Raw genomic sequence first — 21,178 nt, 5'->3', positions numbered from 1 at the left:
GATTATAGCTTTTCTCCAAATGGATTTTTCATACTAGGGAAACAAATGGTAAATTAATGGAATTTGCATCGTTATTAGTTTCATTAAAAGGACAAAGGGAAAGCAGATAAAAGAGTCTATACAATGCTTACTACCGCCTTTTCAGAAGAAAACTGATATACTTTTAGTAAAGGAAATGGATTGAGGATGATGCTATGAGACTCGGAGCTCGAATATTAAAGACGGGAATAGCGATTGCAGTTGCTCTTTATATTGCAAATTTAATTGGATTAGAGTCGGCAACATATGCTGGTATGGCTGCGGCCTTCGCCATTCAACCAAACATATACCGTTCTTTCCAAACAATGCTCGAGCAAATGTACGCAAATATAATTGGGGTTTCTTTCGCAACAGCAATTGTCTTTTTCATTAGCAATGATCCGATTATTATTGGATTTACCGTCATGATTGTCATCAGTTTCTGTATGTATTTACGTTGGAATGAGAATACAGCCATCATTTCTGTCATTGCGGTTTTATCGATTATGGAATCAACAGAGCTGATGTTACTTCACTTTGCAGGATTGCGATTCAGCGCGTTAACTTTGGGGGTCGTTTCTGCATTCCTTGTAAATTTATTATTTGTTCCACCTCGTCACGAAGTACGTCTATTTAACCAAGTAGATAAGATTACATCGGATATTCTTCAATGGCTTCGGATTTCCACCCATCATTTATCCGATGAATTAGCGCTAAGAAATGAACTAACAAGGATTCAGCGAGAGGTAGATGATATTGATTTGACGTATGCGTTATTCAGAGAGGAGCGTATTTATCGAAAAAAAGAACGCATCCCTCAAATGCGAAAGCTTATTATCTTCCGTCAAATGATTCAAACAACAAAGCGAGCGTTAGAAACGTTGCAAACTTTTTACCAATACGAGCATCGGGTGGAACATATACCGAAGGAATTCCAAGATGTGCTTATCACAGAACTAGACAAGATGGTGTATTCTCATGAACGCTTACTACTAAGTGCGATGGGTAAAATTAAGAAAAATGAAACGATGCCAATTCAAGAAATTACTGATCCTGATTTACCACAGCTTGTAGATTCTCTTATGAAGGTATATGAGCAGGACAACAAAGAACAGTTAACGCTATTGCCATTAGCTTCTAGATTGGTTGAATATTACAAATCAATTATTCATTTAGAAAAATTACTGCATAGCTATCAAAAATTTCACAATGGATTGAATTGGAGTAAAGACGCAAAAAAGAAGAGACGCTTCCCGTTTAGATAAGGAAGAATCTCTTCTTTTTTCATATCTGTGCAATATTGTATATACTGCGTAATTGGATAAGTTTTTCTAGGTCTTTCATGGTCATCTCAGGTGGTAATTCCTTTTTATCAATTGTTATAATCTTCGTATCCCCAGCTGATAAATCAAAGTAATTATCAGATAGCACAGCATCTAGTGATAACGAGACCTCGACATACTTAGCAAACGCCGCTGATGTTATATTTATTTGAAACTGAGTATCCGTTTCTTTTACAGCAGCGGTTAATTCTGGGTTAAGAAACATGAAATGCTTTGGCTTTGTAAACATAACAGTAGAATTACTGTAGGAACGGTCATTTATATATAATTCCGCTTCTAGATATGTTTCGTGAATCAACTTCCCATCTAGATGTTCAGAAAAATCTAATGCAGCTATTTCTCTTGCGGTTAACGAATCAACCATTATATCAATCGTTCCTGACTCGATAATTTCTGACTTATTATTTCTTAACTTCCATACAACTCTGCCATCTACATCGTCAAATGTATCATTTGTCACGAAGACTTTTGCAGACGTGTCAGATTCTTCGATGGACAAAAGGATTGGGTTGTAAAATTTCTTCGCAAAATAATGCAGAGCTTTCCAACGACCAAAATAGTCGATACTAGACCAGGAGGCTACAGGCCAACAGTCGTTTAATTGCCAGTATAGCGCACCCATACACCTACCTCGATTTCTACGCCAGTGTTCCACCCCATATTTCATCGCTTCCGCCTGTAACAACTGAGAAGTGTAAATTAATGCGTCTAAATCTTTTGGATAGAGGAAATTTTGTGAAAGATAGTATAAAATTTTCCCGTTTGCATCATCATTCTTTTGATGTTTTTCCATAATACGTGAAAAGATATTTCGGTCTTCTGGTAATGTAAAGCTCTCGATTGTTTTTAATGCAGGGAAAGATTGAAAACCGAATTCTGAACAGAAACGGAAATAATAATTACGGTATTCAGTAAATGGCTTTTGTCCATGCCATACTTCCCAATAATGCATATCCCCTACATCTGGGTTTCGCGGATTATCGAAACCTCCACCCGAAGACGGAGAAGACGACCAATAAAAAGTTTCTGGATCATATCGTTGCACTAAGTCTGGTAGAATGATTTCAAATAACTTAATATAATCACGTCGCCAGTCTGCTCGTTTCGGCCATCCCCAGAATTCCATCGCTTCTTCTACTTCATTATTCCCACACCAAATCGCTAAAGAGGCATGATGTCTTAATCTTTTTATTTGATCAATCGCTTCTTGTTTCACATTTTCTACAAATGAATCGGTAAATGGGTAGACACTACACGCAAACATGAAATCTTGCCAAACGAGAATACCACTTTCATCGCACAACTCATAGAAATCATCATGTGGATAGTGACCACCACCCCAAACGCGAATCATATTAAAATTAGCCCGTAAACAGTCTTGAATAAGCCGTTCTGTTCGCTGTTTCGATGTTCTCGGTAACAAATTATCCTCGGGAATATAATTGGCACCTTTCATAAACAGTGCTACACCGTTCACGATAAATTCAAATGATTTTCCCCATTCGTCTTTTTCATGTCTCACTTGAATCGTTCGCAAGCCAATTTTCATTTTTCTTTCATCATATATCGTATCACCATCTGACAAACGAATTGTTACGTCATATAATGGTTGCTCTCCGTATCCAACCGGCCACCAGATTTTCGGATTTCCAATCGTAACTGGTAGCACCACCCTCTTATCTGAGGTATCTATCGAAGCGTTCAATTCCTCTCCATTAGGGTCTGTAATAGCTATATCCCAAGTTAACGTATGATTCGATTGTTGTGCCTCAAGTTTAATATCTAAATATACTCTGTCTGTTTCATGTTGCTGTGAAATAGCTATATCTTCTATTCGATTACTACTCCAAGCAACTAACTCTACATCTTTCCATATCCCTAAATCAGGTATCTTCGGGCCCCAATCCCAACCAAACATACTATGTGATTTACGCAAATGTTGATAGCCATCTACTGCATGCGACACTCCTGGAAGTGGGTTTTCCTCCTGTTTTCCTTGTATATACTTTAATGGAGAGTATAGCTTTATTTCTAATTGATTAGCCGTTTTTTTCAATACGTCCTTGACATCCACTTTATACTTGCGGTGCATATTCTCTGTAGATAAAAGCACTTTTCCATTCAACGAAATATCTGCAACCGTATCAATTCCATGAAACACAAGCCAAATATATTCGTCTGAAAGGATATCTCCCTCTACATTAAATGTCTTCCGAAAAATGTAATCATTCTCCGCGATCACTAATGCCTCGTCTTCGTTGTCTCGATAATAAGGGTCATCAATCTTCCCCTCTGCTAAATAAGTATTCATAACGGAAGCCGGTAATGTGATAGGTAAGCATTCTGCTTCTATAGATGATTGTAATTCCCAATTTTCATTTAAGTTTATTATTTTTCTCATAATCAACCTCACATTATGTGATTTTATGTTCCATTATTTCTTTTCATAAAAGGCTCGAATGGTTTCTTCAGCAGGTTTACCAAAAACCGCGTAATCTTTATCTAAATGAGCCTCTTCCTCAGGATAAAGAACAGCCTTCCAATCCCATAATCCAAAACCTTTTACCCAATTTCTTTTGCTAGTCCTCTCCAGCATATCCTCATAAAAGCGCTTCTGCTCCTCTAAATCAACCGCTCCTTCTAACGTCCATGCATTCGGTATTTGAGAAGAACCTGCTCGACTAGGACAGCCCGCTTCCGCAAAAAAGAATGGCTTGTTATACGGTTTAATAATCGTTTCAATTCGGTCTAATTGGTTATCCCAGTCTCCTAATGGGTAATAGCCACTAGAGGAAATAACGTCAACTGCATCCCACCATTTTACATTAGCTTCCTGATATTTATCAGTATTATAAGTAATTAAGCCATTGTATACGGTTCGTAGATCATTAATAAGTTGACGCCATTCTCGTTCACGTCTTTCCGTTTGCACCATTTCACAACCAGCAATAAACATTTCTACCTGTTTTTCTTCTGCTATTTTTGCATAATGCATTTGATAGGCAGTATAACTGGCAAACCAATCCTTCCACTTAGGTTCACATGGCACATCTAAATCAAAGAAATTGATATGTGCTCGCCAAGTCCCATCAGACGGATTAACCGTTGGCTTGAGCATGATCTTTAAATCTATTTCTCGAGCATAATCAATCATTTCCCGCAATTCATCATCCGATACAATATGTTCTCCCTCATAAATTACATCTGTTGAAAACGCGGTTTCCTGCTTTGCTGCTAACGCAAAAATGACATAATTGCTCGCTGTTCTTTCTTTCATTAAACGTAATGATTCTTTCGCTTCGGATTTATTGAAGTCTCCTTGTTTTGCTCCCCACCCGAAAGTAAAACCTTTAATGTATTCCATTACTAATCTCCTTTATTTAACTGATCCTGATGTTAAACCGTTGTAAATATATTTTTGTAATGCTAGAAAAGCAATAAGTGTTGGTATGATGGCCAACATAATCCCCGCACTAATAACTTCCCATTCAGATCCATATGGTCCCTTAAACTTAAATAGAGCGGTCGATATAACGTGTAATTCGGTTTTCGGCATATATAGAAACGGGGTATAAAAATCGTTATACACGTTAATCCCCTTCACAATAATTACTGTAACGATAGCTGGTTTTAATAGAGGCAAGATTATTTTTCGATATATAGTAAAGTAAGAGGCCCCATCCAGCATCGCCGACTCATCTAGTGAATCAGAGATAGAATTCATGAATTGAAGAAAAATGTATATCGCAATAATATCTGTTCCCAAGTAAAGTACTACTGCTGCCCAAATAGTATTAAATAAACCAAGCGAGTTAACTATTTGGAATGTAGCAACCTGTGTAGTAACTCCCGGAATTAATGTAGCAAGCAAAAAAGCTCCAATTATCAGCTTGCTACCTTTAAATTTAAACCGATTAAGAACATACGCAACCATTGACCCTATTATGGTCGTTCCAACAATAGAAATAGTCAATATGATAATCGTATTTTTGAAACCAGTAAGCATATTTCCTTCCACAAATGCTCGTTTGTAGTTTTCGAAATTCAACCAATCCATCGGAGGAGTTAGCGGTCCTGTTGTTGTATATTCTCCACCTGTTTTAAAGGATGCAAAAAAAACAATCATAATTGGGATAATTGCCGCAAAGGCACCAAGAATTAGAGAGGCATATTTGAATATAGATCCAAGTGTATATTTGATTTTCATACTAGTCTCCTCCCTCCCCAAAGTATTTCCGCTGAATAGCAGTGACAATAATCACGATAAAGAGAAGTATAACGGCCATAGCGGACGCTAATCCTATCTTTCCATACTTAAAGGCAGTGTCTACCGTTTGAATGACAAAAGTAGCACTTCCGTTTGCACCACCTGTCATAATATACGGAATTTCAAACGCGCTCAGAGCACCGCTAATTGCTAAAATTAAATTCAACGAAATAATAATGCGAATACTAGGCAATATAATATATCTGAATTGGTGCCAACGGTTCGCACCATCAATTTCCGCCGCTTCATAAATTTCTCCTGGTATCGAAGAAATTGCGCCTAAAAAGATAATGAAATTAAAACCCATATAACGCCATACTGACGTTCCTGCTAACGATATATTGATTACATCAGGATTACCTAGCCAGTGTGTTGTAAAATTACCAAGACCTAGCCAGTCCATTACAGTATCCAATCCACCGTTAGGCATAAAAAATAATAAAAACATAAAGCCGATCGCTACTCCGTTTAATAAATACGGGAAAAACAATACTCCTTTAAAGAAATTTTTCATCCTAACTTTAAAGCTTAGGATAGTAGCAAAGTACAACGCTAAACCCATTTGAATAAAGGTTGCAAAGAAATAATATAGACTTACAGCAAACACGCGGAAATAATCTGGTTCAACGAATACCGTTTTGTAATTTTCAAAACCAATAAATTCTTTTTCACTATAGCCGTTCCAATCGGTGAAGCTATACCAAAACATATTAGCTACCGGAAGAAATGAAAAAGTAGCTAGTAGTGCTAAAGGAACAATTAAGAATGAAGTAATAATAATTTTCCGTTGGGTTTTATAGCTTAAGTTTGAGAACATAAATATTTGAGCACCTCCTGGCTAATTCCCCTGCTAGAATGTTCTTGAGTAAAGATGCAAAAGTGTAATTTATCGTGGAATGAGTGGCAAAGAAACACTATTCCATAATCGATGAATAGCGTTCTTCGCCATGATGGTTATTCACTCGTTTCTTTTTCGTATGCATTCTTCCATCTTTCATTCCAGTCATTCATGATGTCATCATAGGAAAGATCTCTATTGCCAATCGCTGCTTCAATTAATTTTTGCTTCTCAGGCTCTAGCCATAATCCAACCTCAGACTCCTTATCAATCTCGTCTAATAATCCTTGTTTTTCGTCAGGTGATGGAGTCAATGTTGAGAATGTTGCACCACTTTCTTGTGCTTCTTGTAACTCAGCGGGTAGTTCTACCTCTTTATAAGCACTAATGCCTCCTCCTTCAACTTCTGCGTAACCAGATTCATGAATAAACCAGTCTACCCATGCAAATGCGGCTTCTTTGTTTTTGCTATGTTTGTTAATAGATATATTTAAATCTGCACCTAATGAGAAGATTGTTTCATCTGCATTTGTCGGGTATGGCATAATCGCGATATTTTCTCCATTTTCCCCTGCATCTTGAATTTGCTGAAGTGCCCACGAACCAAGCACCATCGTTGCTATCTCACCATTGTTCATTCTCACCTTGGATGCTTCCCAATCCGTAGTTAACGGATCCTCTTCAATCAATCCCTGCTCTGCTAAGTCGTACATTAATTTGTAGTGGTCATAATGTGGATCACCTGGATCAAACGGCGTCTCATCATCAAGCATATCTACATTGTAATAATCCACATCTCCTGCAGTTGTCGTAACAGCACCTTCCCACTGAGTTAAAGGCCACCCCGCTGCATAATTTGTATACAATGGAGTCGCATCCGTATTTTCCTTCACTTTTTTCATTCCAGCTATGTAATCCTCTTGTGTCTTCGGAAGCTCTGTAACCCCAGCCTCTTCAAACACAGCTGTATTATAGATAATTCCTGTATACGTCATAGCAATCGGAATACCATAAACCGTTCCATCCACTGCTCGTTCTTCAACCCCATAGTAAGACTCTTCCATCTCAGCTAATTCCCCTAAAGGCTCAAAGAAATTCGGTATATCTGCTATCGGAAGTTCAACCGGAAGGAATTGTACATCACCATAATCTTCCGTTTGCATACGAGGCATTATTTCTCCACCATAGTCTGTCAAAGCCTCAAAACTAACATTAACATTTGGATATTTCTCATTAAATTGGTCTTTGTACTCTTGAAAAACTGTATCAACGATATCTGTTCTTTGTGTAATCACCGTAAGGTTGCCTTCAATATCAGTAGGATCTTTTTCCTTCCAGGCCTCGTAGGCAAGTTTCCCGTTTCCTTCCCCATCAGAACTATCCGTTTCTGATGAACTTCCATTAGAACAACCAACCAAAACAAGGACTAACACTAACAAAACACCCAACAATTTAGATAATTGTCTATTCATAACTGAACCCCTCTCCTTTATTATTAAGTTAACGTTAAGTTAACATTAACCTAATAATAAACTGAAAACGTTTTCTAGTCAACTACTTTTTTTTTTACAAATGACGAAGCTGGTGGTTATTTTATAACCTGAAAATTAAAGGTTTGTTATTACTTACCGTTGTAAATTAAGTGGTTAAGAGTCTCTATCAACTAGCACATAATGAAAATTAGTACGCAACAGTCTTTAAACAAACAAAAAAAGCCGAACGATTAAGATTGAATCGTTTCGGCTTCTTCCTATAATTAGTTCCTTTTTAATGTTTCTTTCTCCTAACAATCTTGCAGTTACTTTCTATGATTACCTAAAAAAAGCCGAGACATTAGCTAATATCTCGACTTTTTGAATCATTTAATTCTCTAACAGAGTCACGGTAGATAATCTTTCCCTTTACCGCAACCCGACCAAACATTACTTCTGATTTCTCCATCTTCTCACAAATAAACTTAACGGCAGTTTTCGCCATTTCATCTATATCTACTTCTACAGTAGTTAACTCCGGTTTCGTTAGTTTAGCATAGATATCATTATCAAAACCCACAACTGAAAAGTCTTCCGGTATTCGATAACCATCTCTTTGCAGTCGCTCCATGAGAAGGTGTGCAACTTGGTCACAATTACACACAAAGGCTGTCGGTAATTTTTCAGGCAATTCAAAGTCAATAAAGACTCCTTCATCATCTCTATCACTTATAATATATTCTTGTCTCAAATGAATCTTGTGTTCCAACAACGACTTATAGTAACCAAGAAAACGATCTTGTATACTGCTTGTCGAAAAAAGATTACCTACGTAAGCAATGTCACGGTGCCCCTGTTGTATTAAGTAATTGGTAATATCATAAGCACCGTAAAAATTATCTGTTATGACTGCATCTACATGATTGTTTTCATCATAAAAATCAAGAAAGACGAGTGGCATTTCGACGCTTTGCATCAAGTCGATATAACCTTTGCTAGGTTGACCTAGCATAATAAAGCCGTCAACACGACGTTCATGATAAATTCTCGGTAACTTTAATTGCTCCTCATCTTCTTTTGGTAATATATGAATAATACCGTAATAACTTTTTTCCTCTAATATCTGCGCGATGGATTGGTATACTTTTAAATAAAAGGATTGAGCCATACCTGTGAATCGTTCCGGGATAATGACACATACATTGTATGACCTTCCGTCTTTCATCGATTTTGCTAGCGTATTGTATCGATATCCCATTTCATCGGCTAGCTGTTTTATCTTTTCCTTTAATTCTTCACTAACACCATCTTTATCATTTAGCGCTTTGGATACGGTCACACTACTTACATTCAACTTTTGAGCAATATCCTTCATCGTAACATTCGATTTCATAAATTTTCACCTCAAATTAATCTGGTCCTATTTTTATCATACCACGATTAAAAGCGTTTTACTTAATAATTTACTTAACTTTTACTTTGCATATTAAATAACTAGGTGTAAAAAACTAATACTTTTCAATCTTCACACCGTTTACCCTCGCCAAGTACATCATTACCCTAGACATCGAAAGGGATAGTTACTGAAGCTAGACCAATTCCATCCATCCTTATCTTATAAAAAAACGGACTACCTTTACGGAAAGCCCGAGACTAAATCTATTACATGTTATAAATTCAAGAGCTTTTGATTTCTCTGAATTAGCTCTTTACGTTGCTTCGCACTTAACAAAGAACGTGATGCATCTTCTGGTGTTTCGAAAGTATAATCAACTAATCTCTCTATCGTTGTGGTCACAACGTGTATTCTTGTATCACTAGATGCATAATAAATAAACACATCGTTCCTGTCATTCACAATTACTCCATTACAAAACACTACATTCGATACATCCCCCACTCTCTCTTCTCCATAAGGAGCAAGGAAATGCCCTCCTGGTTGCGCTATTACTTTAGCGGGTTCCTCTAAGCTTGTCGCAAACGTATATAAGACATATCTTAGGCCAGCAGCAGTGTTGCGGACACCATGTGCTATATGTATCCACCCTTTATCCGTTTTAATCGGCGCCGGTCCTTGGCCGTTTTTCGCTTCATATACTGTGTGATATTTCCTTCCATGAATGACACGTTCTTCTGTTATTACAGGATTTTCGATATCACCTACTAACCCAAACGCAATCCCCCCGCCAGAGCCAGTCGATATAAAACCATCTTGAGGTCTTGTGTAAAACGCATATTTTCCATCTACAAACTCTGGATGCAGGACGACATTTCGTTGTTGAGGCGAAGGAGTGGAAAGATTCGGTAGCCTTTCCCAAGTTTGCATGTCTTTCGTACGAACTAGACCAGCTTGAGCAACAGCACTAGATGTATCAAAAGCTTCTACTTGAGGATCTTTCTTTTCAGAACAATAAATTCCATAAATCCAACCATCTTCATGCTTCACCAATCGCATATCATAAATGTTTGTTTCCTCTTTGTCGATATCTTCCCAGACAAGTGGATAATCGATAAAACGAAATTGATCAATCCCATTGTCACTCTTTGCTAATGCAAAAATTGATTTTCGATCCACACCTTCCATCCGAACAACTAAATAATATTTCCCATCATAATAAATAGCCCCTGGATTAAAGCTAGCATTCACACCTAAACGCTCGAGAAAAAAAGGATTCGTTTCTTTATTTAAATCGAAGCGCCAATGAATTGGAACATGCTCTCTCGTTAAGACAGGATTCTCGTAACGTTCGTAAATACCGTTATAAAAAGAAGAGTCCACGACGTTTTTTCTACCGATTAATTCTTCCTGTTTCCCTAGTAGTTCTTCATATTTTTCATGAATCATTTTTGCAACACCCTTTCAATAAATTCCAAGCAAAATCTACCATTATGATAAGATGTTTTCCACGGCTCACCAATCGCTCTTTTCATAGGTACACCTTTATCATCCACGGACCAAAACCATTCGCCATGCTCTCTAGTATCTACAACATAGTTTTGGATGTAATTCCAAAGTTCTTTTATACTATCTACGAATCTAGCATCGCCAGTGCGTTCATACGCGTTAAGAAAACCTACCATCGCCTCTGCTTGCACCCACCAAACCTTTGTTTTATCTATCCTGCCAGCAAGTTCCTCATTAATAACAGATCCATCTTCATCTACTGCACAATTCGCGATATTGTATGCAATATCTATTACCATCGCATCATACTTTGGGTGTTTTAGAGAAATAGCATCCAAAGCTTTATCGATTAGCCAACTCGCCTCAATATCGTGACCAAACGACTTCATATCCACTAAGGATTTCCACTCATCATCAAAAAACACATGCAAAAACTTAGTAGATGGTTGATAAATTTTTTCGTAATGGATTTCTAATAAATTTTCTAAACGGAGCTGGATTTCCTCATTTGGATATGCTTTATAAAAATTGGTATACGCCTCTAATATATGGATATGCGTGTTCATTGTCATATCAGCAATAACACCATGCTCACTTAACATTTCATTAGGAACTAGATTCCAATGGCGATCAAATTCCTCAAAGTACCCATCACTATCTTCGTTATATCCTTTACGTTCGATTAAGTCATATATTTCTAGCGCTATTTGTAAAACCTCTTCCGATTGAGTTACACGATAATACTCACTAAGTGCATATAAAGCAAAGGATTGCGCATAAATATGTTTCCTCTGGTCTTTCGGGTTTCCTCGATAATCTACCATCCAATACATTCCACCATATTCCTGATCTAATAAATGCTTCTTCAAAAAATCATATAGAGAATCGGCAACTTTAAGGTAAGTTTCTTTTCTTAACACACGGTATGCAGAGGAAAAGGTCCATAAAAATCGGGCAATCGCAATTCCTCCTTTATCCGCGAATTTGTTAATCGATAAATCATAATCGATCTCACCATAAAATCCTCCATTCTCTTCATCTTTCAATCTCATCCAAAAGGGTAAGATTTTTAATTCTAAATGTTCCTTTATCTCTTCTGCTAGCAATTGCATCTTGTCACCCCTTCATTTAGTTTATCGATAACCTTATAAATTAATATAAATTAATCGTAAACCTTTTGTCAATGAGAAGCGACTTTATTTTTCATCATTCCCTATACTAAAATAACTTTGACAAGTCTATCTTTATTTACTAGTATTAAATAAAGTAAACGTTAACTTATAAGGAGGAAGTAACTATGCCAATTTACGTAAATGAGGATACATTAGAGTTTCATTTATTTAACGAGGAAGTTAGTTATATTTTCCGCGTTATGGAAAAGATAAATCAACTGGAGCATCTATATTACGGGAAAAGAGTTCACCACCGCGAATCCTTTCACCACTTGATTGAACGCGAAATCCGTCCATCTTGTAATATGTTCGAAGGGGACCACACTTCTTCTTTGGAACATATTAAACAAGAATATCCATCCTATGGAACAACCGATTTCCGCCATCCTGCGTTTCAAATTTTACAAGAAAATGGCAGTCATATTAGTCATTTTACGTATGTAGGATATCGAATATACGCAGGCAAAAAAACATTACATGAGTTACCAGCTACCTATACAGAACAGGATAAAGAAGCAAATACACTTGAGATTGATCTCTATGATGAATTGCTGCAATGTCGTCTCACACTCTCTTACACTATTTTCGAAAATCGTAATGTAATTACTAGAAATGCATTGTTCACTAATGAAGGAAACAATCATTATTTCTTAGATCAGGCTATGAGTATGTCTGTTGACTTCCCTGATGATGATTATGAAATGTTGCATTTACAAGGAGCATGGGCAAGAGAAGGGCATGTTGAGACGAAACGTTTATCTAAAGGTATACAATCCATTTATAGTAGTCGTGGCGCAAGTAGTCATGTTTTCAACCCATTCCTTGCATTAAAACGACCTCATACAACCGAGCATCAAGGAGAAGTCTATGGATTTAGTCTTGTTTACAGTGGTAATTTCCTTGCACAAGTCGAAGTAGATACATACAACGTCAGCCGAGTCACGATGGGAATTCATCCTTTTCAATTCAAATGGAAACTTCCACCTAACAGTAGTTTTCAAACACCAGAGTGCGTGCTTGTGTATTCTGATCAAGGATTAAACAAGTTGAGCCAAACTTACCACGATTTATATCGAGAACGATTGGTTCGTGGTTACTGGAGAGATCGCACTCGTCCGATTCTACTAAACAATTGGGAAGCGACTTATTTTGACTTTAATGAAGAAAAATTACTTACAATCGCCAAAACAGCTAAAGAGTTAGGCATAGAATTATTTGTGTTGGATGATGGCTGGTTCGGTAAAAGAGACGATGATACTAGTTCCCTCGGTGACTGGCACGAAGATAAAGCAAAACTACCTCGTGGTGTCGATTATGTTGCAGATAAAGTAGAAGAGTTAGGTCTAAAATTCGGCCTCTGGTTTGAACCTGAAATGGTTTGTAAAGATACTAAACTTTTCGAAAAACACCCAGACTGGTTATTATCTACCCCAAACAGACCGACTTCTCATGGTAGAAATCAGTTTGTGTTGGATTTTTCTAGGCAAGAAGTGGTTGATTATATTTTTCAACAGATGAATACCATCATCTCAAAATCAAATATCTCCTATATTAAGTGGGATATGAACCGGCATATGACAGAGGTTTATTCTTCTTCGTTACCTGCTGAACAACAGGGGGAAGTATTTCATCGTTATATTTTAGGTGTGTATCAGCTATACGAACGCCTTATTGAAAAATATCCACATATCTTATTCGAATCTTGTGCTGGTGGTGGTGCGAGATTCGATCCCGGCATGTTGTATTACGCTCCGCAAACATGGACAAGTGACGATACAGATGCGGTCGAGCGTTTAAAAATTCAATACGGCATGTCGATGGTATACCCATTAAGCTCAATCGGTAGTCACGTGTCTGCGGTCCCAAATCATCAAGTTGGCCGAACGCCTCCTCTATCAACTCGTGCAGCAGTAGCTTACTTTGGTACATTTGGTTACGAGCTAGATGTGACGAAATTAATAGATGAGGAAAAGAAAGAAGTGAGACAACAAATCGATTTCTTTAAAGAGTATCGCTCCCTAATACGAGAAGGTGACTTCTATCGTTTGCTAAGTCCATTCGACCAAAATGAAACAAGCTGGATGACCGTTAGCAAAGATAAACGCAAGGCTTTGGTTGGCTTTTACAAAGTATTAGCCCAACCAAACGAAGCATATCAACGACTAAAACTTAAAGGATTAGATAGGAATAAAAAATACGAAGTAAATGACGAAAAAATATATTATGGGAATGAACTGATGAATATCGGTATTATTTTAGCCGACAATTATATCGATAGAGCTGATGAATATTGGTCAAGGGAGCACCCGGGCGATTATCAATCTCGCTTGTTCATTATTCAAGAAGTAGAATAACAATAACTCTTATCCACCCATCATAACGGGTGGATATTTTTTTAATTATACGATAAAGTAATTTTAATTATAAATTACTTTACAATTACTTTATTTTAGTTATAATAATTAGCGATAGCGTTTTCATAAGTTGTTGATTCATTTGAAAATACTATCCTTAAAAACTAAAGGAGGGTTCGTTGATATGAAAAAAATTATCTCTTGTCTCAGTATTTCACTCATCTTCATTTCATTCCTATCACATCCTATGGCTTCCACACCATCTGTTCATGCCGCCACAACCATACATCTTGCCGATTCTCAGGCTAGCAATTATACTAAAGCTCTTTTCTCTTACTTACAATCTACCAGTGGACAACATATCTTATTCGGTCATCAACATGCAACAGATGAAGGGCTAACATTAACGAATGACCCACCAAGAGTTGCATCCGAACAGTCGGAGGTGCTTAACGCAGTTGGAGATTATCCTGCTATATTCGGCTGGGATACGTTAAGTATCGATGGGTTTGAAAAGCCGGGTATAGAAGGAGATGTACCACAAAGTATTGATAACTTAGCTGCATCCATGAAAAAGGCACATGAACTTGGTGGAGTGATCGTCCTCAGTATGCACCCGATGAATTTTGCCACAGGCGGAGATTTTTATGACACCTCCGGGGAGACAGTGACACATATTCTTCCAGGTGGTAAACACCATAACGATTTCACTGCTTGGTTAGACAATATCGCTACGCTAGCACACAAAGTGAAGGATGAAAACGGCGAATCAATTCCAATTATTTTCCGTCCATTCCACGAACAAACAGGTGCTTGGTTTTGGTGGGGAGCACATCAAACTACACCCGAGCAGTACAAAGCACTTTTCCGTTTTACTGTAGAATACTTACGTGATACAAAAGATGTCCATAACTTTCTCTATGTATTTTCACCTGGAGCTGGACCAGCTGGAGATGTGGAGCGTTATTTAGAAACCTATCCTGGTGATGAATATGTAGATATCCTAGGAATCGATAACTACGACAGCCCAGACAACGCAGGGTCAGATGAATGGATCAATGGATTAGTAACGGATTTAGCAATGCTCGTTGATTTAGCAGACGAACGCGGAAAAATACCTGCTCTTACCGAGTTTGGCTATAGTGCATCAGGAATGTCAGAAACAGATGTGACCCTAGATTGGTTTACACGTGTATTTGGAGCTATCAAGGACCATCCGAAAGCTAGAAATATTGCCTACATGCAAACATGGGCTAATTTTGGATGGCCTGATAATGTTTTTGTTCCCTATAAAGATGTCAACGGTGACCTAGGTGGTGACCATGAATTATTACCTGATTTTCAAGCCTTTGAAGCCGATGACTATAGTGCTTTTCGTAACCAAATTCAAAATCAAATCTATACAGATGAGCACATCGCAGTCGATGTTGCTGATTCTCAACCAAACGCATATGTGGTGTCTCCTCTTTCCGGTTCTTTTATTATTTCAAATGAAGAAACACTACGCGTTCGCGTTAACCATGATACACCAGAAAAAGTTACTTATACGGTAGAAGGATCCGATACAACACATGAACTAACCTATAATCCAGAAACAAATTATTACGAAGCAACTTGGAGGCCAGCAGCCAAATTTAATGGTTCTTCCACTAATTTAACATTCCAGGTCACGCATCGTAACGGGAGTGTGTACGAGGAAAGCGTGAAAGTATTTGTAAAAGCATCTAATCTCCCAGTTAAGATTTACACCTTTGACGAGAAGATAGATGGTGTCCAATTCAATGGAACCTATCCAGAAACTGACTCTTCTAATATTGACCATTTGCTTTTAGAAGAGGATGGTAAGCTTCGATTTCAGGTGGGCGATATGCCTGTAGAAGAAACATGGCAAGAATTAAAGTTAGAATTAACTGATTTAACTTCAGATGAAATTCAACAAACTAATCAGGTTTCCTTAGAGGTTCTACTGCCTACCTCCGCGGGAGATGGAACAATCCAAGCGGTGGTACAATATCCTGATGATTGGGATACAAAATATGGTATGAGTGAAACGATTCAACCACTCGAAGAGCTAGAAGAAGTAGTTATAAACGGAGCAGTTTATAAAAAATATGAAGCATCTATCCATGCGCCATCACCTGAAGGTGCTCGTTCCATTGCTATTTCTATAGTAGGTAGTCAGCTAGACTTTTCTAATCCTATTTATATCGATAATATTCGGCTAGATAATACCTTTGCAGAAGAGCCAGCTAATCCATTGTTAGTGGATAATTTCGAGTCTTATTTAGGTGATCAAACGTTATTAAGTAACGCATATTCTAGTAACGGGGATAAAGTAACATTGTCCCTAACTACAGATCAAAAAAATAACGGCGAATATGGTTTAGCCTACGACTTTACGATTGCATCAATGGGGTATTCTGGTCGTCAAACCTCTCTCGGAAATAGAGATTGGTCTGAAACGAATGCGATCCAATTTTGGTTAAAGCATGAGGAATATCCAAATGATTTAACGATTCAAATTCAAATAGGCGGTGTAAGTTTTGAGGCTTATCGCCCATTAAATAAGGATTTTAATGGCATAGTTACAATTCCTTTTACTGAGTTTGAACCAGCTCCTTGGGAAAATAAACCCAATGTGATTATTGATAAGGATAAGTTAACCAATGTAACTCAATTCTCTATTTATACAGGTGGAGAACAAGGGGAAGGTACATTATATTTTGACGATATATTGGCTGTTCATGATGCATCCTTGCCTGAAGTGCCAGGAGCCGATGATTCTCCAGAAACAGAGAGAGAGCCTATTTTATTTGATTTTGAAGACGGACACAATGATTGGTCAATTGTAGGAGGTGACGCTACGGAGCCCATCATTACAAACGATGGAATTAATAGTTCTAGTCTACAATTTTCGTTTGAATTAAATCCTGAAGACAAGATAGAGTTAACTACTGCTTCGATTCCTACATTATTCAATGAAGATGAAATCAGTGCCAAGCTTCGTCTTTCAGCCGGTTCAGTTATCGCCAAATTATTTGTAAAAACTGGAGAGGACTGGAGTTGGTATGATAGTGGAGATTTCCTATTAAAATCTGGAGATGTTCAGACTCTCACCTGGAGTCTTGAAAATGTAAATAATGTCGAGCATATTCAAGCATTTGGGTTTGAATTTATCCCAGTGGACGGAGATGGAACCGCCTTAATTACCATTGACGATATCACCCTAAATCTAGAGGACCAAGAAGAATCTGTTGAGGAAGATGATGAAACCGACAATCCTTCCCCTGATAATAATCAGGAACCGGAAAAGGAACTCAAGGAAAAGCTCTCTCAATTAGAGAACCGATTGGCTGATCTAGAAAATAAATTAACAAATGAGGACAATCTTGATATAAATAAAATAAAAGAAGAGCTTAAAAACATTAGAAATGAATATGAAATGATAGGAATCGAGAAAGCGAACATCATAAAACAATTAGAGTTTCTCGAGGATCAATTAAATATGGCTAGCAAAGAAACTGACAAAGGTAACAAAGGTACCTCTAATAACTCAGATGATGCAGATAGCAAAAGTAAGGATGTACCTGATAATGACTCCGCTATAGACGGGCCGAATAATAAACTTCCTAATACATCGACATCAATGTGGAACTATTTGTTAATTGGTAGCGCATTGTTTTTAATAGGTCTTTGTAGTATGTACCTTATGAGAATAAAAAGGCTAGAAAGATAGATAGAGTAAAAAAAACGTGTCTGGAACCAATCGATTTAAGTTGAATTCGATTGGTTCTATTTTATTGTAAGGGAAGAATAAAACCTTTTACATGGATAAAAATCGACTTGGGAGAATAATAGCTAACAGGATGTTCGGTGACGTATTTTGCCTTTGTACTATTTTTATGTAAAAGTATAACTAAAGCGTCTGCAATGAAACGAAGTACTAGCAAAGTTTTCTTTATACCAAATGAGAGTAAAAGCGAACAACTTTTGCTTCATAATATGCTAATCTTAAAACATGCAACTTTAATCTGAGGTGAGGATATAATGAAAAGAATGGCTTTTGAAAGACCAACGGAGCACTATGATCAGCGACTATATCAAGTAGATGAACAATTATGTTCTTTGGTAAAACAAAGAAAAGAAGCATCAAACAATAATCCTGGCTTTCCACCACTCGAAGATATAGCGAAGTGGGCAGAGAAATATCAACTTTATGAAGACCAATTAAGAAGTATTTTTGACATTTTGAGAAATGAAGATGATTTTAGACCACAAGTAGAACCTATTCATTTTCAAAAGTATCTCCCTGTACATAAATCCGTAGAAAATGACCAGTGTTTGTATTCCGTAACTTTCATTCGACAATATAGTAACGCGAGCGTGGTTAATTTCAACATAGATTGGGATCCCGATGAAGAAGAAAATTCTCTTTATCATCGCTTTTGGAGTTTATATTTAGGGGAGGATTACGATTGCAGACAAACTGGCGGAGGAGGAACTGAAGGTCATATTAGTTATCACTTTATCGTGTCACCTCCTTTACCCGATGATATTTCAGGGTTGGAATTGGTATTCTCGGAAACAAAAGCTCCTTTTGAAAAAGATTCAACAAGCCTCCAAATTGTGATATCCATAGAGTGATAGACTTTTTGTGTATATATTTTTCTAATGGCGGAGATAGTTTCTATCAGAAGAGTACGTACGTTGTTTCTACTGTCGTGGAGTGTCTATGGACTGTCAGTACTCTCTATCTACTGTCACAGAGTGTCTATGGACTGTCAGTACTCTCTATCTACTGTCACAGAGTGCCTATGGACTGTCAGTACTCTCTATCTACTGTCACGGAGTGTCTATGGACTGTCAGTACTCTCTATCTACTGTCACGGAGTGTCTATGGACTGTCAGTACTCTCTATCTACTGTCACGAAGTGCCTATGGACTGTCATGCTAAAAAGCGAAATGAAGGCAATTTTTTGCTTCATTTCGCTTTTCTCATTAATTACTCCATAGTTCAACGGTATTCTGAATTAACTCGGAATATAGTTCTTCTGCTTTTTCAACATTTGCCTTTTCTAATGCATCCATAAAGCTATCCCATTCATCATCAAACTTATCAGGGCTTGCTAGAACGGCTCTAGGTACCATCTGTTTCGTTAAGTCGAGCGCTCGCTGATTCAGTCCTTGTAACTCTGAATTAGCTGGTATCGAAATATTATATGCTGCACCCCAAGGCTTGACAGGAAAGTCATCGATTTGCGGGTATAAGTCTTTCCATAGCTCTACACCATAAGCAGCTAAAACTTCTTTTTCTATATCTGTTTGATTTTGCATGGCAATTTCTCTTGTGTTTACTGTGAATGGTTGACCAGTTGAATCTAGCACACCATCACCATATCTTGGTGCATATCTCAGAAAAGTATAACCAATCCCAGAATTTTTTAAATAATCTTGATCGCTATTACGTTTCTCCCATTCTTCGTCCGAGATCACTCTTTCTCCATCCACAATATCGTAATGCTCGCCCTCAATTCCCCAGTTCAGCATAATTTGTGTTTCTTCTGAAGCTAAGTAATCCAGAAATTTAATTGCTCTTATTGGATCTTCACAATCCTTTGAAATACTTATTCCCCATCCAGCTTGTAGGCCATTACTTTGGTATGCATGACTTACGTATTCCTCGTTTAACGTCACAGGATAAACTCCATACATCCGCTCATGTTTACCTTCCTCACGTAAAGCTTCCTGAGCTGAGCTCATTAAATAATCCGGTCCAATCGTTGCAAGTACCCGTCCAGAAGCTAATTTCGCTTCAAATTGATCATTCTTTTGCACGAACATTTCTGGATCTAGTAATCCTTCTGCATTCATATCATTCCACCACTTAAATACTTCTTTTTCAACTGGTCTACGATAATGAAGCATTGCCTCATAACTTTCTGGGGCAATGTAATATTCTCCATCGTCACTTGCCCCTGTCATCATAAAACCAGAGTTTAAGAAAGAGGATTGAATTCTCCAACTATCTGTATTCATCGTTAGTCCAATCGTAGGCTGCCCATCAATTTCTGGATGTAGCTCTTTATACTCAAAAATGATATTCTTCAAATCATCTAATGTATTAATTTCTGGATAGCCTAATTCTTTCATGACGGCATGCTGTATCCATGCACCGTAACTAGGTGTCATTGGCTGGTTATCGACAGGCGCTGTAGTTAAAACATAAATAGAAGGATCATCCTTACTCCATTTCAAACGGTTGATACCATCACCGAGCATTTCCTTCAAATTAGGTGCATGTTCTTCTATTAAAGGTGCTAGATCAATTAATGCCTCAGCATCAACGAGCTGTCCAGCTCCTTTTGATACGATAAGATCAGGATATTCACCAGACGCTACCATAAGGGGGATTTTTGTTTCCCCACCTTCAATATCAAACTCTGGTTTTAACGTAACACCGGTATCCTCCTTTATTTTGTTTCCAACTGGTGTATCCATGTTATCTACCCAGTCTGGACTCGTATCCGAATCAAATAACCTGAATGTAATCGGCTCTAACTCCCCTTCAGCTGTACTTCCCTCAGGCGTTTCTGTCTCTTCTTTTTCATTGTTTTTGTTAGTAGTCTCCTCTGAACTTTGACAAGCGGCTAGGAAGAATAAGACCAAAAATACGAAGAGAAGACTCCAACACTTTTTCATTAACCCCATTTTACTTCCTCCCTCAATATAATTAATTTTTCTTTCATTTACTCGTTTTTTCTTAAAATTCCACTTACACCGAATAGTTAATTCACCTTGAATAATGGATA

General features: G+C 37.6%; 13 protein-coding genes. 4 read left to right on the top strand and 9 right to left on the bottom strand.

The genetic code is table 11. The features are described 5' to 3' along the window. The first annotated feature begins 194 nt into the window (after positions 1-194). Positions 195-1,283, top strand: coding sequence for an FUSC family protein (locus tag GGQ92_RS15010; RefSeq protein ID WP_184250861.1), 1,089 nt, complete (start codon positions 195-197; stop codon positions 1,281-1,283). A gap of 19 nt (positions 1,284-1,302) precedes the next feature. Here the strand turns inward: GGQ92_RS15010 and GGQ92_RS15005 are convergent, their stop codons facing one another. The 8 genes from GGQ92_RS15005 to GGQ92_RS14970 form a co-directional block, all read right to left on the bottom strand. Further along, a complete protein-coding gene (locus GGQ92_RS15005; protein WP_184250858.1) occupies positions 1,303-3,762 on the bottom strand; it encodes a beta-mannosidase in 2,460 nt (819 codons plus the stop codon). Between the two features lie 33 nt (positions 3,763-3,795). After that, a complete protein-coding gene (locus tag GGQ92_RS15000; protein WP_184250856.1) occupies positions 3,796-4,725 on the bottom strand; it encodes a glycoside hydrolase family 113 in 930 nt (309 codons plus the stop codon). 12 nt (positions 4,726-4,737) lie between these two features. Next, complete coding sequence (locus tag GGQ92_RS14995; protein WP_184250853.1) at positions 4,738-5,568, bottom strand: carbohydrate ABC transporter permease; 831 nt, start codon at positions 5,566-5,568, stop codon at positions 4,738-4,740. A gap of 1 nt (position 5,569) precedes the next feature. Continuing rightward, positions 5,570-6,451 (bottom strand): ABC transporter permease subunit, encoded by an 882-nt coding sequence (locus tag GGQ92_RS14990; RefSeq protein ID WP_184250903.1) that lies wholly within the window; start codon positions 6,449-6,451, stop codon positions 5,570-5,572. A gap of 131 nt (positions 6,452-6,582) precedes the next feature. Then, complete coding sequence (locus GGQ92_RS14985) at positions 6,583-7,938, bottom strand: ABC transporter substrate-binding protein (RefSeq protein ID WP_184250850.1); 1,356 nt, start codon at positions 7,936-7,938, stop codon at positions 6,583-6,585. Between the two features lie 361 nt (positions 7,939-8,299). Then, the gene (locus GGQ92_RS14980; protein WP_184250847.1) at positions 8,300-9,331 is read right to left on the bottom strand and encodes a LacI family DNA-binding transcriptional regulator; all 1,032 of its coding nucleotides are present in this window, start codon (positions 9,329-9,331) and stop codon (positions 8,300-8,302) included. Positions 9,332-9,607: 276 nt separating this feature from the next. Then, positions 9,608-10,783 (bottom strand): glycoside hydrolase family 130 protein, encoded by a 1,176-nt coding sequence (locus GGQ92_RS14975; RefSeq protein ID WP_184250844.1) that lies wholly within the window; start codon positions 10,781-10,783, stop codon positions 9,608-9,610. Continuing rightward, positions 10,780-11,955 carry an AGE family epimerase/isomerase gene (locus GGQ92_RS14970; RefSeq protein ID WP_184250841.1) on the bottom strand — a complete coding sequence of 392 codons (1,176 nt, stop codon included), beginning with the start codon at positions 11,953-11,955 and terminating at the stop codon, positions 10,780-10,782. The genes GGQ92_RS14975 and GGQ92_RS14970 overlap by 4 nt, the downstream gene beginning before the upstream one ends. A gap of 185 nt (positions 11,956-12,140) precedes the next feature. On the opposite strand from GGQ92_RS14970, the gene GGQ92_RS14965 reads away from it, so the two are divergent. The 3 genes from GGQ92_RS14965 to GGQ92_RS14955 all read left to right on the top strand — a co-directional run bounded on the left by GGQ92_RS14965 (position 12,141) and on the right by GGQ92_RS14955 (position 19,013). Beyond that, positions 12,141-14,369, top strand: a complete 2,229-nt coding sequence (locus tag GGQ92_RS14965) for an alpha-galactosidase (RefSeq protein ID WP_184250838.1) — start codon at positions 12,141-12,143, stop codon at positions 14,367-14,369. A gap of 184 nt (positions 14,370-14,553) precedes the next feature. Continuing rightward, positions 14,554-18,105, top strand: coding sequence for a glycosyl hydrolase (locus GGQ92_RS14960; RefSeq protein WP_184250835.1), 3,552 nt, complete (start codon positions 14,554-14,556; stop codon positions 18,103-18,105). Between the two features lie 311 nt (positions 18,106-18,416). Further along, complete coding sequence (locus tag GGQ92_RS14955; RefSeq protein WP_184250832.1) at positions 18,417-19,013, top strand: hypothetical protein; 597 nt, start codon at positions 18,417-18,419, stop codon at positions 19,011-19,013. 354 nt (positions 19,014-19,367) lie between these two features. Here GGQ92_RS14955 and GGQ92_RS14950 read toward each other — a convergent pair. Beyond that, positions 19,368-21,178, bottom strand: a 1,811-nt coding sequence (locus GGQ92_RS14950) for an ABC transporter substrate-binding protein (protein ID WP_343068850.1), incomplete at its 5' end; no start/stop codon positions are given.

The organism is Gracilibacillus halotolerans, from assembly GCF_014206945.1.
Taxonomy (GTDB): domain Bacteria; phylum Bacillota; class Bacilli; order Bacillales; family Amphibacillaceae; genus Gracilibacillus; species Gracilibacillus halotolerans.
Note: the sequence above shows the minus strand (reverse complement) of the source record. Positions and strands in the feature narration are given on the sequence as shown.